Annotated in this window: 17 protein-coding genes; 8 read left to right on the forward strand and 9 right to left on the reverse strand. The window is 53.8% G+C overall.

Features of this window, described 5'->3' with window-relative positions:
• Window positions 1-3: 3 nt before the first annotated feature.
• The 4 genes from rsmA (at window position 4) to SAMA_RS14745 (ending at window position 4169) form a co-directional block, all read left to right on the forward strand.
• The gene (gene rsmA, locus SAMA_RS14730; protein WP_011760927.1) at window positions 4-807 is read left to right on the forward strand and encodes a 16S rRNA (adenine(1518)-N(6)/adenine(1519)-N(6))-dimethyltransferase RsmA; all 804 of its coding nucleotides are present in this window, start codon (window positions 4-6) and stop codon (window positions 805-807) included.
• A gap of 33 nt (window positions 808-840) precedes the next feature.
• Window positions 841-1221: a Co2+/Mg2+ efflux protein ApaG gene (apaG, locus tag SAMA_RS14735; RefSeq protein WP_041409891.1), complete on the forward strand. Its 381-nt coding sequence runs from the start codon at window positions 841-843 to the stop codon at window positions 1219-1221.
• Window positions 1222-1230: 9 nt separating this feature from the next.
• The gene (locus SAMA_RS14740) at window positions 1231-2043 is read left to right on the forward strand and encodes a symmetrical bis(5'-nucleosyl)-tetraphosphatase (RefSeq protein ID WP_011760929.1); all 813 of its coding nucleotides are present in this window, start codon (window positions 1231-1233) and stop codon (window positions 2041-2043) included.
• A gap of 104 nt (window positions 2044-2147) precedes the next feature.
• Window positions 2148-4169 carry a methyl-accepting chemotaxis protein gene (locus SAMA_RS14745; RefSeq protein WP_011760930.1) on the forward strand — a complete coding sequence of 674 codons (2022 nt, stop codon included), beginning with the start codon at window positions 2148-2150 and terminating at the stop codon, window positions 4167-4169.
• A 228-nt stretch (window positions 4170-4397) separates the two neighbouring features.
• Here SAMA_RS14745 and SAMA_RS14750 read toward each other — a convergent pair whose 3' ends face one another.
• The 7 genes from SAMA_RS14750 to rplU form a co-directional block, all read right to left on the reverse strand.
• Window positions 4398-4805, reverse strand: coding sequence for a DUF3718 domain-containing protein (locus tag SAMA_RS14750; protein ID WP_011760931.1), 408 nt, complete (start codon window positions 4803-4805; stop codon window positions 4398-4400).
• An 86-nt stretch (window positions 4806-4891) separates the two neighbouring features.
• Window positions 4892-5374 carry a type 3 dihydrofolate reductase gene (gene folA / locus SAMA_RS14755; protein WP_011760932.1) on the reverse strand — a complete coding sequence of 161 codons (483 nt, stop codon included), beginning with the start codon at window positions 5372-5374 and terminating at the stop codon, window positions 4892-4894.
• A 24-nt stretch (window positions 5375-5398) separates the two neighbouring features.
• Window positions 5399-5866 carry a threonine/serine exporter family protein gene (locus tag SAMA_RS14760; RefSeq protein WP_011760933.1) on the reverse strand — a complete coding sequence of 156 codons (468 nt, stop codon included), beginning with the start codon at window positions 5864-5866 and terminating at the stop codon, window positions 5399-5401.
• Entirely contained in the window at window positions 5863-6624 is a 762-nt protein-coding gene (locus SAMA_RS14765) for a threonine/serine exporter family protein (protein WP_011760934.1), read from the reverse strand. The genes SAMA_RS14760 and SAMA_RS14765 overlap by 4 nt, the downstream gene beginning before the upstream one ends.
• A 20-nt stretch (window positions 6625-6644) precedes the next feature.
• Complete coding sequence (cgtA, locus tag SAMA_RS14770) at window positions 6645-7814, reverse strand: Obg family GTPase CgtA (protein WP_011760935.1); 1170 nt, start codon at window positions 7812-7814, stop codon at window positions 6645-6647.
• A gap of 142 nt (window positions 7815-7956) precedes the next feature.
• Window positions 7957-8211, reverse strand: a complete 255-nt coding sequence (gene rpmA / locus SAMA_RS14775; RefSeq protein WP_011760936.1) for a 50S ribosomal protein L27 — start codon at window positions 8209-8211, stop codon at window positions 7957-7959.
• Between the two features lie 14 nt (window positions 8212-8225).
• The gene (gene rplU, locus SAMA_RS14780) at window positions 8226-8537 is read right to left on the reverse strand and encodes a 50S ribosomal protein L21 (protein WP_011760937.1); all 312 of its coding nucleotides are present in this window, start codon (window positions 8535-8537) and stop codon (window positions 8226-8228) included.
• Window positions 8538-8821: 284 nt separating this feature from the next.
• Here rplU and ispB point away from each other — a divergent pair, with 284 nt between their 5' ends.
• A complete protein-coding gene (gene ispB, locus SAMA_RS14785; RefSeq protein WP_041409893.1) occupies window positions 8822-9793 on the forward strand; it encodes an octaprenyl diphosphate synthase in 972 nt (323 codons plus the stop codon).
• 76 nt (window positions 9794-9869) lie between these two features.
• On the opposite strand, the gene ung is transcribed toward ispB, so the two are convergent.
• Window positions 9870-10535, reverse strand: a complete 666-nt coding sequence (gene ung / locus SAMA_RS14790) for a uracil-DNA glycosylase (protein WP_011760939.1) — start codon at window positions 10533-10535, stop codon at window positions 9870-9872.
• 179 nt (window positions 10536-10714) lie between these two features.
• Here ung and SAMA_RS14795 point away from each other — a divergent pair, with 179 nt between their 5' ends.
• Window positions 10715-11035: a DUF3144 domain-containing protein gene (locus SAMA_RS14795; protein WP_011760940.1), complete on the forward strand. Its 321-nt coding sequence runs from the start codon at window positions 10715-10717 to the stop codon at window positions 11033-11035.
• Between the two features lie 62 nt (window positions 11036-11097).
• Here the strand turns inward: SAMA_RS14795 and SAMA_RS14800 are convergent, their stop codons facing one another.
• Window positions 11098-11724 (reverse strand): LysE family translocator, encoded by a 627-nt coding sequence (locus SAMA_RS14800; protein ID WP_011760941.1) that lies wholly within the window; start codon window positions 11722-11724, stop codon window positions 11098-11100.
• Between the two features lie 379 nt (window positions 11725-12103).
• On the opposite strand from SAMA_RS14800, the gene SAMA_RS14805 reads away from it, so the two are divergent.
• Both SAMA_RS14805 and ccoG read left to right on the forward strand, forming a co-directional pair.
• Window positions 12104-13528 carry a sigma-54 interaction domain-containing protein gene (locus tag SAMA_RS14805; RefSeq protein ID WP_011760942.1) on the forward strand — a complete coding sequence of 475 codons (1425 nt, stop codon included), beginning with the start codon at window positions 12104-12106 and terminating at the stop codon, window positions 13526-13528.
• Window positions 13529-13801: 273 nt separating this feature from the next.
• Window positions 13802-15295 (forward strand): cytochrome c oxidase accessory protein CcoG, encoded by a 1494-nt coding sequence (gene ccoG, locus SAMA_RS14810; protein WP_049758027.1) that lies wholly within the window; start codon window positions 13802-13804, stop codon window positions 15293-15295.
• Window positions 15296-15403: the final 108 nt, after the last annotated feature.

Genomic DNA, 15403 nt, shown 5'->3' on the forward strand with positions numbered 1-15403 from the left:
GTCATGAGTAATAAAGTCCACTTGGGCCATACGGCCAGAAAGCGTTTCGGTCAGAACTTCCTGACCGATGGAAACATTATCAACCGCATCGTAGGCGCCATTTCGCCAGACGATGACCACGTGATGGTGGAAATTGGCCCGGGCCTCGCCGCCCTGACCGAGCCCGTTGCCATGGGCATCAAAAACCTTACGGTAATCGAGCTTGACCGGGATCTGGCCGAACGCTTGAAAGTTCACCCCACCCTGAAGGATAAACTCACTATCCATCAGGGCGATGCCATGAAGTTTGACTTCAGCCAGTTGGTAGAGCCTGAGCGCAAGCTCAAGGTCTTTGGTAACCTGCCATACAATATCTCAACCCCGCTGATGTTCCATCTGTTCGAATTTGCCGAGCACATTGAGAACATGCACTTTATGCTGCAAAAAGAAGTGGTGCTGCGCCTCTCTGCTTCTCCGGGCACCAAAGCCTATGGCAAGCTGACCGTCATGGCACAATACTACTGTCAGGTAGTCCCGGTACTGGAAGTGCCACCGGGCTGCTTTACCCCTCCGCCAAAAGTGGATTCGGCTGTGGTACGCCTGGTGCCTTATGCCGAAAAACCCTGGCCGTGTCATGATGTGGAAATGCTGCGCAAGGTGTGTAACACCGCCTTCAATATGCGTCGCAAGACCCTGCGCAATAACCTGAAACCCCTTCTTCAGGACGCCGACTTTGATGTTCTTGGCATAGATGCCGGTTTACGCCCCGAAGACATCAGCGTTGCCCAATATGTGGCCATGGCCAACTATTTGTGTGAAAAGCGATAAACTCCAGTAACAGGCAAAGAATCCGGAATGACGATGACCGACGTAGATCCCGCAATCAAGGTTGAGGTAAATACCGAATACCTGGAAGAGCAATCCACGCCCGCAGAGCACAAGTACGTGTTCAGCTACACCATCACCATCATTAATCTGGGCGACCGAGCCGCCAAACTGGAGAGCCGTCACTGGATTATCACAGATGCCAACGGTCACATAACCGAAGTGCAGGGTGCCGGCGTGGTGGGTGAAACCCCCACCATACCTCCCAACACCGCATATCAGTACACCAGTGGCACTGTGATGGAAACACCGGTCGGCTTTATGGAAGGCCGCTACGGTATGGTCTGGGAAGATGGAAAACCGTTTCAGGCCGCCATTCCCACCTTCCGCCTGGCCGTGCCCGGCGTACTGCATTAATTCTCCGCCATGGCGCGATACTTTGTCGGCGACATCCAGGGCTGTTATGAAGAGCTGATGCGGCTGCTCCTGCGGGTAGACTTTCATCCGTCGCGGGATGAACTCTGGGCCGTGGGCGATCTGGTTGCCAGGGGGCCCGAGTCCCACAAGGTGTTGGGCTTTTTCACCTCATTGGGTGATGCCGCCAAAGCCGTGCTGGGTAATCATGATTTGCATCTGCTTGCCATACAGGCCGGGCTCAAACGTCCCAAACCCAGCGACAAGCTTAAAAAGCTTTTGGAATCCAAACACCTGCCTGGGTTTATTCACTGGGTGCGCCATCAACCCCTGATGCGGGAGCTTCCCGAACATAAGCTCATCATGACCCATGCCGGGGTGCCTCCCCAATGGGATTTGCCCACACTGCGGGAAGAAGCAAGCGAAGTGAACAAGGTACTGATGAGCGACACTTACCTTGACCTGATAGGCAGCATGTACACCGAAGAGCCGGAGAGTTGGGATCCCGATGCATCTGGATTTCTGAGGCACAGATACTGTATCGACGCCCTGACGCGGATGCGCTTTCTTTACCTCGACGGTCGCCTGGACTTTGCCTGCAAAAAGCCCCCCGCCGACTGCGAAGGCTTGGCCTTGAAGCCCTGGTTTGAATTCCCGTCTAAGTTGGATGATTTTACCCTGGTGTTCGGTCATTGGGCCGCCCTGATGGGAAAAACAGATAATCCCAGGCGTATAGCCTTGGACACCGGCTGCTGTTGGGGTGAAGACCTCACACTCTGGCACCTTGAAACCGGGGAAAAAATTACCCAAAAGAAGTTAAAATAGGGTTAAACTAAAGCTCGAAGAGGCCGATACAAAAGGGCCGCGCGTCAAAGCTCCATACTGCTTTCTGATTCGGGAAAAAAACTAAAACATCGCCGGAGTGTCCTATGAAAATCAAAGTCGCCACCAGAGTCATTGGCGGGTTCAGTTTTGTTACCCTTCTGTTGGTCATACTCGGTGGCGCCTCGCTGGTCACCAACAACAATCTCAAAGACAGCACCGCCATCATGCAGGAGTTGAGTATGCCTGCACTGGAGGCCACAGGGCATCTTTCCGAAACCCTCAGCGAACAGCAGCGGCTTATCCTCAAAGCTTTCCACAGTAAAAATTCTTCGACCGTGCCTGGGCTGGAAAGAACATTCGATCAGCTCAGCAGTGGCTTCAACAACCAATTTACCCTGCTTTCCGGCCTGCTCAATAACCGTGATAATTTTCAGGGACAGCTTAGCGGCCTGAGCAGCAGTTATCAGGTGCTGGAAAGTAATAGCAAGGCCATGCTTAAAGCCCGCTTTGACTCGCTCTCGCAGCAGGAAGAACTGCTCAAGCTGCGCGAGAAGCTGGAAAACAGTGCCGACGACGCCTCTTCCAATCTGTTTGATCTTATCGATTTGGAAAGCAGCCAAAACCAAACTGAGCGTGAGATTGCCGCTGCCGCTGGCGCCATAGATACCACCATGACGGGTATCATCACGACAGTTTACGACCTGGTCGCCGCCGAAGAGCGCAGCAAGTATGAACTCATCTCCAAAGAGCTCGACTATATGCTCGGCGAAGTGAAGACCAAGATGGAGTACATTTCCCGCCACGGTGAAGGCATTATTGATGCCGACCTGGTCAGCACCCTCAATGATGACAGCACCAAGGTGCTGAAAATGTTGGAAGGCAAGGACACTCTGGTCACCCTCAAGTCCCGCCAGATAGACAGTACTCAGCTGACCTCTGAGAAACTGACCCTGGTGGAAAAGAATGCGCTGACAGTTACAGAGCAGATGAAGCGTCTAGCCAAAGATATCGAAACTGTCACCAACGACATCAGCAATCAGGCCCTGAACGACATCAACAGTGCCTCTCTCAGAACACTGATCCTGGTGGTGATTGCCATCGTTGTGGCCGTGGTCATCAGTTTTGCCGTGGTGAGACCACTGAAACGCTCGCTGGATGAGGTGAACGGTGCCCTCAATGTGTTGGCATCCGGCGACCTCACTCACAAGCTGGACGACACCGGCCACGATGAATTTGCCGAGCTGTCCCGCAACTGTAACCGTTTGGTCGACAGCCTGCGCAGCCTGATTGCCAGTATCCTCGACCGTTCAAACCAACTGGCTGCAGCCGCCGAAGAAACCTCTGCCATTACCTCTCAAACTACCATAGGTATTCAGGAACAGAAGAGCCAGGTTGACCAGGTTGCAACGGCTACCACTGAGCTAAGCTCCAGTGCCCATCAGGTGAACATGAGCGCCGATGACGCCTTGAGCCAGATTAAGCAAGCCGACGAAGAAACCCAGCACATGCGCACCATTGCCGATGAAAACAAGCGCACCATTTTGTCGCTGGCAGATGAAGTGGCCAAGGCCAGCAAGGTGATCAACAAGGTGCATTCTGACAGTGCCTCTATCGGCTCAATTCTGGATGTTATCCGGGGCATTGCCGAGCAGACCAATTTGTTGGCACTCAACGCCGCCATTGAAGCCGCCCGTGCCGGTGAGCAGGGACGTGGCTTTGCCGTCGTGGCCGACGAAGTTCGTAGCCTGGCGTCCCGTACCCAGGACTCTACCCGAGAAATTCAGCAAATGATTGAAGTGCTGCAGCAAGGCACTCAACAGGCTGTGGCCGTGATGCAGTTGGGGCAAAATCAGGCACAAAGCTGTGTGGAGAAAACCGAGCAAGCCAACCAGGCGCTGCAAACCATCAGCCACTCTGTGCATAAAGCCTATGATGCCGGCACTCACATTGCTCAGGCGGCACAGGAGCAGAATCTGGTCAGCCAGCAAGTTTCTGAGAAACTGGAACACATTGCCGCTATTTCCGAAGAGACTGCGCTAGGTGCAGAGCAAACAGCCAAGTCCAGCCACGAGGTGGCACGCCTTGCCGAAGAGCTGCAAAGCTCGGTGAAAGAGTTTAGGGTGTAAGACACTCGTCTACAGCCCCCTTTGAAAGCCCCTGTGTGGGGCTTTTTTATTGCCAGTTCTGCCACCGCAGAAAGCCTTCAGCCCCTGTGGAAGTGGCTTTTCATCACGGAGTACATTGAGGGAACCAGTGCCGGGCAAATTTAAGCCTGAGAGTCACATACCTTGAGGTACATAAGGGGGATAAAAAAAGCCGGGCAATGGCCCGGCTTTTATGACTACAGCGCTAACTTAATCGTCAGACTCTTCACCACCACCAGACAGACGCTCTTTGATAGCAGCCGTGATAGGGCTACCGCCGTGACCATTTGCTTCGGCCCAGGTCACTATGGTCATGCCATCGGCCTCAGTAGCGCTCAGTTCAGTGGCGGACAGACGCTTGGCAACAAACTCACCTACATCGTTGGCACCGGCACCCATGGCGGTACGCAGCAAGCTCACACCATCACAGTTAACACCCGAATAGATGTTGCGCAGTTTTACTCGGCTTTCCTTGAGTTTTTTACGAAGACGATTCTTGTCGTTCGCTTTCACGTAGTCACAAATACTGGCCACCAACGGATCTGTATTTGCCATGGCGGGTGAAGGGAGGAAAGAAGCAGCAATGGCAGCTGCAAGGGCCAGGGGCAAAACACGCATCTCATACTCCTCGGATTGTTTTTTATATTTATCAGTAAAATCGTATTTTCGAATTTACTTTTAGGGCACGTACCACGGCGATTAATTTAACACTTTTTTACCAAGGTGATAAAGCGATATTGAAGGCCTTTGTCTGACACATGTTCAGTGGATTCAACCGTTTCCCAGCTGCCATCATCCCAGGCTGGGAAGTGGGTATCCCCCTCAACCTCCAAGGCTATCTCGGTTAAATATAGCTTATCTGCCTGGGAAATCAGGGTTTGATAGAGTTGCCCACCACCGATAACCACCAACTCCTCACAATCACCGGCCAGCGCCACGGCTTCTTCAAATGAAGACACCAGACTAATACCTTCGTGGGAGTAGTCACTCTGGCGTGAAATCACAATATTGTGACGCCCGGGCAATGGACGACCTATGGATTCGAAGGTTTTACGGCCCATCACCACGGGTTTGCCCAGCGTCATAGCCTTGAAATGCTTGAGATCTTCCGGCAAATGCCAGGGCATTTGGTTATCTTTTCCTATCACCCGGTTATTGGCCATCGCGGCAATCATGGCGATACGCATAAAAGCTCCCTCTTTGAGTTGTGTTTATATGATGGGGCGGGTACGAAAATACAGCAGACTCGGCAGCGCCAGGCCCACCGACAAGGCACCGAGGATAAAGACGGTTTTCAGGCCATTGCTTATCACGGCACCGGTCAGCTCTGGGCTGACCTGAGATTGCGCCGTCAGCTGCACCAGGGCAATCACAGTATTAAAGGCATAGGTTCCCGGGATCATGGGGATAGTGGCGGCCACCGCGTAAAGCAAGGGGGGCGCCAGATGACGTTTGGCAAAGCCTATGGTTACAGTCCCCACCAGGGCCGCTGCAGCGAAGGTTGCCCACTCAATGGGTAATCCGAAATGCAGGATTAGGGTACGGAAACTGTGTCCCAGTGCGCCAGCAAGGGCGCAGTAAGGTAGAAAACGCTTTGGCACGTTAAATACCATGGCAAAGCCCACGGCAGGGATGGCCGAAAAGAACGCGTCGTTGAGTAAAGTAAGGGCTAAATTCACAGAAACTTGCCCCCCAACTGCATGGCTATGGTGATACCTATCACCGAGGCAACCGTCAGCAAGGTGGCATGTCCCCAGCGTGAAATACCCACGTTCATATGCCCTTTCACCATGTCTGAGATGGCATTGATCATCGGAAACCCCGGCACCAACATCAGCACACTGGCCGCCATGGCAAGTTCAGATGTTTTGGTCAGTGGACACTCGTAACTGAGCTGTGCCACCGCCGTGGTGACAAAGGCGGTCAGCGAAAAAATCACCAGAGGGTTGAAGTGCCTGCGCGCTAACGACAGCCGCACACTCATACCGATGGCCGCCGCGATAAAGGTGATGATGGATGACATCCAATCGCCGCCAAACAGATGGCAAAAACTGGCACAGGAAAGGCCAATCATGGGGATCACCAGCGCGGCTGGGTAACTCTTGGGGGTGATGCGGGCCACCCGCTTTCTGACTTCGTTGGGGCCATAGAGGCCTTTCTCAGCAAGCAGGCAAATCCGTTGTAGCTCGCACACAATCCGCATATTGATGCCATGCTCGCGAATACGACGGGTGGTGGTGATACAACGGCCATGTACCAAACTGGTCAGTACGAGGGAATTTGAAGAGATGGACAATTCGACACTGGCCAGTCCAAGGGCCCTGCCCAGGCGCTGACTGATTTCTTCGACCAAATCAGACTCGGCGCCATAGGCCAGCAGGAGCTGCGCGACGCGCACCACCTGCCGGGTTATGTCATTCTGGGTATCTGCGTACACCGCTATCCCCGATTGAAGGCTTATCTCTGGTAAATGACTTCCACGTCGTAGTCGTCATCATCGAAATCATCGTCATCATCCGAATCATCAAAATCCGGGTTCAGATCGTCTAGCTGAGCCTTGTGGTAATTGTCCCACTTGAACTCCACTTCCTTGTCAGGATCGGCGGCAGCGGCTTCATCTGGCAAGCTCTTGATGAAGTCGAACAGCTTTTCAGCCAGCTCTTTGGTACCCTCACGGGTCGCGGCAGACATGGTGTACACATCGCCTTCCCAGCCAAGCTCAGCCACAATGGCATCAACACGTTCCTGCAATTCTTCTTCAAGCAGCAGGTCGGTTTTGTTGAATACCAACCAGCGGGGCTTGGCAGCCAGTTCAGGTGAATACTTTTCAAGCTCGGCAACAATAGCGCGGGCGCTTTCAGCAGGGCTTGAGCCATCGATGGGCTCGATATCCAAAATGTGCAGCAGCACGCGGCAACGTTCCAGGTGCTTCAAGAAGCGAATACCCAGGCCGGCACCTTCGGCGGCGCCTTCAATCAAACCCGGAATGTCGGCAATGACAAAGCTCTGACCGGGGCGCGGGTTCACTACGCCAAGGTTTGGCACCAGAGTGGTAAAGGGATAATCAGCCACCTTGGGTGTCGCACGGGAAACTGCGCGAATGAAGGTTGATTTACCGGCGTTTGGCATCCCCAGCAGACCCACATCCGCCAGCAGCAACAGCTCGAGGCGCAGCTCACGAACCTCACCCTTGGTACCCAGGGTTTTCTGGCGTGGAGCACGGTTTACACTGCTTTTAAAACGGGTGTTACCCAAACCGTGGAATCCACCCTTGGCCACCAACAGTTTTTGACCGACTTCGGTCAAATCACCCAGCACTTCGTCGGTATCTATGTCTACGGCACGGGTACCTACGGGAACACGCAGGGTCAGATCGCTGCCACCTTTACCGGTGCAGTCACGACCACGACCGTTTTCACCACGCTCAGCAAGGTAAAAACGCTCAAAGCGGTAATCAATCAGGGTATTGAGGCTGGCGTCGGCCACCAGATACACACTGCCGCCATCGCCACCGTCGCCCCCATCGGGACCACCATCGGGAATGTATTTTTCACGGCGAAAGCTTACGCAACCGCTGCCACCGTCACCGGCCTGAACCTTAATGACCGCCTCGTCGACGAACTTCATATCAACTCCTCACCACAGAATGGGGCAATTATACCGCCTGCAGCGCGGCAGACCAAAATCTCTATCAAACATAGGGCAAAGCCCCAGACAAAACAAAAGCCCCACCAGAGGCGGGGCTTTATCAGCTTAGCTGTTACGAAGCTTAGTCTTCGATGCTAACAAACTTACGGTTGTTAGGACCTTTAACTTCGAACTTAACTTTGCCGTCAGTCAGGGCGAACAGGGTGTGGTCACGACCAATACCTACGTTCACACCGGCGTGGAACTTGGTGCCACGCTGACGAACAATGATGTTACCAGCCAGAACTGATTCGCCGCCGAAGCGCTTTACACCAAGACGTTTGCTTTCTGAATCGCGGCCGTTACGAGTAGAACCGCCAGCTTTTTTGTGTGCCATGAGTCAGACTCCTATTAAGCGTTGATAGCAGTGATTTTAACTTCAGTGAACCACTGACGGTGGCCCATCTTCTTCTCGTGGTGCTTACGACGACGGAACTTCTGGATAGTTACCTTTTCGCCGCGGCCGTGAGCAACAACAGTAGCAACTACTTTGCCGCCAGCAACCAGTGGAGCACCCACTTTCACGTTTTCGCCATCAGCAACCAACAGAACCTGATCGAACTCGATGGTTTCACCGGTAGCAACTTCGATTTTTTCCAAACGTACAGTATGGCCTTCAGCAACACGGTGTTGCTTGCCACCACTTTGAAAAACAGCGTACATAGCTATTTTACTCCGAAAAATTCTGACGCTTCGCTCTGAATCCCCTCAGGGCGTGTGCGATGCGCCATAAAAAACTTTAATGACAATGGGCGCGGAGTTTACGCTAAGAATGCCCAGCTGACAAGCCCTAATTAGCAAAGATTAAAAAAAGACCCGCATAACTCCCACATTAACCGGGCAACTGCTGCCATCGTCATTATTTTTAGGTAAGATCGCGACTATTATAACACTTATGCCTAAATCAGGGCTTAGTTATGCCCAGTCCTGACAATCAGAGTCTATCTATGGATTTGAATGCCATTCGACAGCTGGCCGACGCCGATATGCAGGCAGTTAATCAGCTGATCTATAAACAACTGGAATCCGATGTTGCCCTCATCAACCAGCTGGGCTTTTACATTATTAATGGAGGCGGCAAACGTCTGCGCCCTCTGTTATCGGTGTTGGCCGCCCGCGCCGTTAACTATAATGGTGAAGGTCATCTGAAGCTCGCCGCCATTATCGAGTTTATCCATACCGCTTCGCTGCTGCACGACGACGTGGTGGATGAGTCTACCTTGCGCCGGGGCCGCGAAACCGCCAATGCCCTCTTTGGCAACAGCGCCAGTGTATTGGTGGGTGACTTCCTTTATACCCGCTCATTCCAGATGATGACTGAGCTTGGCAGTATGAAGGTGCTGCAGGTGCTTGCCGATGCCACCAACGTGCTGGCCGAAGGGGAAGTGCTGCAGTTGATGAACTGCAACGACCCCAATACCACCGAAGAAAGCTACATGCGGGTTATCTACTGCAAAACCGCCAAGCTGTTTGAAGCGGCTACCCGTCTTGCCGCCGTGCTGGCAGGCAGCGATGAAAAGGTAGAAGAAGCCCTTGCCGACTATGGAAAGTACCTCGGCACGGCCTTCCAGCTGATTGACGACTTGCTGGACTACACCAGTGACGCCGAAGAGCTGGGCAAAAACATCGGTGACGACCTTGCCGAAGGTAAGCCTACCCTGCCACTGATTTACGCTATCGGCCATGGTAACGAGCGCGAGCAAGGCCTCATTCGTAATGCCATTGAAAAAGCCGATGGCACAGGTGCCATTGAAGAAATCCTCACGGCCCTGCATCGCTGTGGTGCGCTTGACTACACCCGCAGACGCGCTGAAGAAGAAGCAGACAAAGCCATTGCGGCATTAAGCGTACTGCCGGAAGGTGACTTTAAGACAGCGCTTGAATCGCTGGCCCGAATCGCCGTATCCCGCAGCAACTGATAGCTTGCCAGACCCAATAAAAAACCTCGCATCGGCGAGGTTTTTTATTGGGCTGTGTTTATCCACACAACGAGCGTTACAGGCGCCAGTCGATGGGCTCACCGCCATGTGCTTTCAATAACTCGTTGATTTTCGAAAAGTGGCCGCATCCAAAAAAGCCGCGATAGGCGGATAAGGGCGATGGGTGCACACCCGACAACACCTGATGCTGAGGCGCAGTAATACCCTTGCCCTTCTTGATGGCATGGCTGCCCCAAAGCACAAAGATAATCGGCGTATCACGCTCATTGAGCAGCTTAAGCGCGGCCGCTGTAAAGGTTTCCCAGCCCGCCTTGGCGTGGGAGTGTGCCTTGCCCTCCTCAACCGTGAGCACGGTGTTGAGCATCAACACACCCTGTCTGGCCCAGGGCAGTAAGTACCCGTGTGACGGTGTCTCAAAGTCGGGGATATCGGCTGAGAGCTCTTTATACATATTCACCAGCGAGGGCGGCGGCTTAATACCAGGCTTAACCGAGAAACAGAGTCCATGGGCCTGCCCGGCACCATGGTATGGGTCCTGGCCAATCAGCACGACCCGCACCTTATCCAATGGCGTGTGCTCAAACGCCGCGAATACTTCTGCTTCAGGAGGAAAAATGGTTTTGCCACTTTGGCGTTCGGCGGCAACAAATTCAGTGAGAGATTTAAAGTAAGGTTTCTCGGATTCGGCGGCAATAAAGTCCTGCCAACATGCAACGGCCATGGGGCTCCCGGGCTGAATGATTCACTGCAAAGGAGTGTATCTTATTGGCCATGGCAAATCAGCCTCCATGCCAGATGCTCCGGCCACGTCACGACCAAGATCCCAATCGAGACGAAAGCCAGTAGTCAGCGCCATGAATTTGGGTAAAATCAGCAAAGATGAAAATACAGGACGCAACCATGTCAGAAAACGCCAACAGTCTGTTTGAACTCGCCGATAAGTTTATTGCGCTGGCCAACGAGCTCACCGCCGCCGAAGGCGATGTGGGTAAAGTGGGTACAGCACTGCGTTTTGCCGCTGCCCGTTTTAATGCCTTCGAAGCCGCCATCAAGTCGGCAGATCTGGAAAACGAAAAGGCCAATGCCCTGAAATGGTTCAGCGATGATTATCAGGACATGCTGAACGACAATCTGGACGACCATATTGCCAATCCACCGATGGCAACCGCGCCCGAAGCAGAGCCTGCTGTTGATAATGCTGTGCAAACGTTCAAGCTCTGAGCCACTCAGAGCTCATTAAAAAGGCCGCATCGTGCGGCCTTTTTGGTTCCTGTAAGGGTTCATCACAGCCCTTGCCACAGAGTCCAAATCACCCTGAGGCCAAGCAAAATCAAAATAGCGCCGGACAGCTTGTCGATGATGGCCGCCTTCTCCCGTAATTTCGGCAGCAGCCGCGGATGCGACAGCAAAAGCGCCACTATAGTGTACCAGAGACCATCCACTATGAGCGGCGTGAGCACGATAATCGCCTTGCCTTCAATGGTGGAAGACGCCATCACAAACTGACTAAAGAGCGCCAAAAAAAACAGCAAAATCTTAGGGTTGAATAGCGATATCGCAATACCGTCACGGGCCGCCTCGCTGAGTGAAGATGCCTTGCCAGCAGCAAGTTTGTCCTGCATGCCGCCTTTTGAGTTCAGCGCGCCCCAGCCCATCCACATCAGGTAAAGGGCACCAATCAGGGCAATGCCATTAAACAGCAGTGGCGCTTCTTTCATGGCAAGGGCCAGCCCCAGCAGGGTAATAAGCGCATATACACCAATACCAATAGCGTGGGCCCAGGCACAGGCAATACCGGCTCCCCTGCCGCCACCCAGGGTATGACGCACCACCATGGCCAGGCTGGGCCCCGGCGACATAGCCCCCAAACAACACACGGCCAGCAGCGCCAGCCAAACACTGAAACTCATACTTCCCCCAATTTACTGCGGATCCGGCATCACTTTTAATGCGGGTCTGACTAAGCATTTTCTATCTGCCGTGCAGAGAAGCTGACATCGAAGCCCCAGAGCACAGCACACGAAAAACCTTAAGGTTGCCACTATACTGCAGCCTCATCAAAAGGCTGAAGTAAGAATTAGGTCCTTCCGTCTTAAGGCCCCGGCCCAGAGCCCGACTCAGGAAACCTTTCCTCATTTCAGTCTCTCGTTGGTGAAACATTATTCCATCCGCATTAATATCACGCTATTTCGTGACTTGCTCAGCAAAGTGCCCTGATGCGCCCATGACGCCCCAACAGGGGCAGGCTATACTGCCGCCATTAATCACTAACCAGCCCCGACCAACACCATGCCGACACAGGAAAGCTTTTTACCGGAAAACCGCCTGCTGCTGGATGCCGTCAGCGAAGGTATCTATGGTTTTGATTTGGATGGCCATGCGGTTTTTATCAATCCAGCGGCCGAGCGTATGACCGGCTGGCAGGCAGATGAACTGCTCGGCAAAACCATCCATAACTTCCACCACCACAGCCATGCCGATGGCAGCCACTATCCCCACGAAGACTGCCCGATCTATCAAACACTTAAGGATGGCAAGGCACGGGAGATCAGCGACGAAGTATTCTGGCGCAAGGATGGCAGCAGCTTCCCGGTACATTACAGCTCAACTCCGGTATGGCAGGACGGCAAGCTCAAAGGCGTGGTCGCGATATTTCGCGACATCAGTTTACAAAAGCAAACCGAGCAGTCGCTGCGCCAGGCGCTGGAGCAGGTGCAGGCGCTGTCGGAGCAGTTGGCGTCTGAAAACTCACTGCTGCAGGCCGAACTTGAGGATAAGCGCGGCCCCTCGCAGATAACCGGCAGCAGCGACTGTATTCAAAATCTGCAGAAGCAAATCCGCCTGGTGGCCAACACCGACAGCACAGTTTTGATACAGGGCGAAAACGGCACCGGCAAGGAGCTGGTCGCCCGCGAGCTTCATCAACTCAGCAGTCGCCGTGATAAGCCGATGATCTCGGTTAACTGCGCCGCCTTCTCGGCATCTCTGTTGGAAAGTGAACTTTTTGGTCATGAAAAGGGCGCTTTCACCGGCGCCAGCAATCGCCGCAAGGGCCGCTTTGAACTGGCCCACAAGGGTACCCTGTTTCTGGATGAAGTGGCCGAGCTCAGCCTTGAGGCGCAGTCCAAGCTGCTTAGGGTTATTCAGGAGCAGGAGTTTGAACGTGTGGGCGGCAGCGAGCGCATCAAGGTGGATATCCGCCTGATAGCCGCCACCCATCACGACTTGCAAAAAAGAGTCGAACAGGGACTGTTCAGGATGGATCTCTTCTACCGCCTGAACGTGTTTCCACTTAAGGTACCGCCGCTTCGTCAGCGCGCCGGAGATATTCCCGAACTGGTGCAGCAACTGCTCAGGAGCCTGTCACAAAAGCTCGGCAAGCCGCTGGCAGGGGTCGATGCCGTCAGCCTCAAACGCTTGCAGCAATACAGTTGGCCGGGCAATGTGCGCGAACTGCAAAACCTGCTGGAGCGGGAAGCGATTCTCACCCATCAGCCGGTTCTCAAAATGAGCTCAATCCCCGGCAGCCAAATGCCGCCTGTTACAGGACAAACCCTGGCCGAGGTAGAGGCAAGTCATATTCTCTTAACCCTGGAAAATTGCGACTGGCGCATCTCGGGCCCCGGCGGTGTGGCGGCGGTATTGGGGCTACCACCCAGCACCCTGAGATCCAGGATGCAAAAACTCGGCATTCGCCGATCTGCCAGGCAGTAAAATATCACCAAGCCATGAAGCCCACCCCGGCTTCACCCCCTCTGTTATGAAATCCGTTCCAGCCTGATGGAACTTGGTCACGAAATATCGCCAAATCACGATATATCGTGACCAAGTTCAATTCAAAATTGAGTCAAATGTTAATAAAATCAAAACAATAAACAGAATGCCCAGCTGGCACAGCTCTTGCCATTAGCCCCCTGTGTGAGTCATTCAGGAACAACCAAGGTGCAACAGAGTAATCAACCCCAGCAAAGCATTCCCGTTACTTTCATCCCCTCCAGTGAAGAGCCTTCAGCGCATAAGGAGCCCTCTGCGTACAAGGAGCCTTCAGCGCACAAGGAGCCTTCAGCGCATAAGAAGCCTTCGGCGAATGGCGGACCATCGGCCCCAAAAAAGCCGTCATCAAAAACGGAATCCAAAAGCGGCGGCAAAATTCAGTTTCGAAGCCAGCCAGGTCTGTTTCAGCGTTGGCGCAGTGCCACCGGAACTGGCCTCATCGCGCTGTTTTTTCTGCTGCCCTTTATCAGCTGGCATGGGCGTCAGGCCATTTGGTTTGATTTGAGCAATCAGCAGTTTTACTTCTTTGGCACCAGCCTGTGGCCCCAGGATTTTACCCTGCTGGCCTGGGTCTTTATTGCCGCGGCCTTTGGTCTCTTTTTCGTGACCCTGTTTTGGGGCCGGGTCTGGTGCGGCTTTTTATGCCCGCAAACCCAATGGACCTTTATGTTTGCCTGGGTCGAAGAAAAGTTTGAAGGCAGCCGCAATCAACGCATCAAGCTCGATAAGGCGCCCTGGAGCCGGGAGAAGCTCAGCAAACGGCTTGGGAAACACAGCAGCTGGCTGCTGATGTCACTGCTCACTGGCTGCGGCTTTATCGCCTATTTCGTGCCGGCGCGGGAGCTGTATCCCGCCATCTTCAGCTTCAGCGGAGGCTTTTGGGACACGGCCTGGGTGTGGTTTTTTGCTATCTGCACCTACCTCAACGCCGGGTGGATGCGCGAGCAAATGTGCCTGCACTGCTGCCCCTATGCCCGTTTCCAATCTGCCATGTTCGATGAGTTCACCAAAACCGTCACCTACGATGCTGCCCGTGGCGAAAGCCGTGGACCACGCAAGCGCAAGGCCGCCACCGACCTTGGTGACTGCGTGGACTGTAATCTGTGTGTGGAGGTGTGCCCCACCGGCATCGATATCCGCAACGGCTTGCAGTATGAGTGCATCAACTGTGGCGCCTGTGTCGATGCCTGCAATCAGACCATGGCCAACTTTGGCTATAAGCCCGACCTTATCGCCTTCACCAGTGAACTGGGCCTCAAGGGTGCGACGCCGCCCCTTTGGCAGCGCAAACGCTTTATCGGCTACGGCCTGGCGCTTGTGGCTATCCTCGCCACCATGGGACTGGACATGGCGAGTCGCAGCAGTATCGAGCTCAATGTGCTGCGCGACCGCCAAAGCCTTTACCGTGAAACCACAGGCGGCCAGATTGAAAACACCTATCTGCTTAAAATCCGCAATAAAACCCAGCAACCCAAGGAGTATCAACTGTCGGTGACAGGTGCACTGACGCTGGCAATGTCGAAAACTGAGGTGAGCATTGCCCCCGGCGAGCAGGTTGAACTGCCCCTGACACTCACGGCGATGTCTGCAGACATTCAAAGAAGTCGCACCAAGCTCACCGTCACCGTCTCTGAGCTGGTGTCTGAGTCAGGGACTGATGGGGAGACAGAGGCCGTCAGTCAGGATTCGGTGTTCTTCGCCCCCTGAAAAGCAGGACGGCAAGCTGAGAAAGAGATGTGGGCCAGATCAAACTCCGATGCGGGAGTTGGCCCCTTTCACCTTGGCTTAAGGGCACATCATTATGCTGAGTGGGTG

This window comes from Shewanella amazonensis SB2B (genome assembly GCF_000015245.1).
Taxonomy (GTDB): Bacteria; Pseudomonadota; Gammaproteobacteria; order Enterobacterales; family Shewanellaceae; genus Shewanella; species Shewanella amazonensis.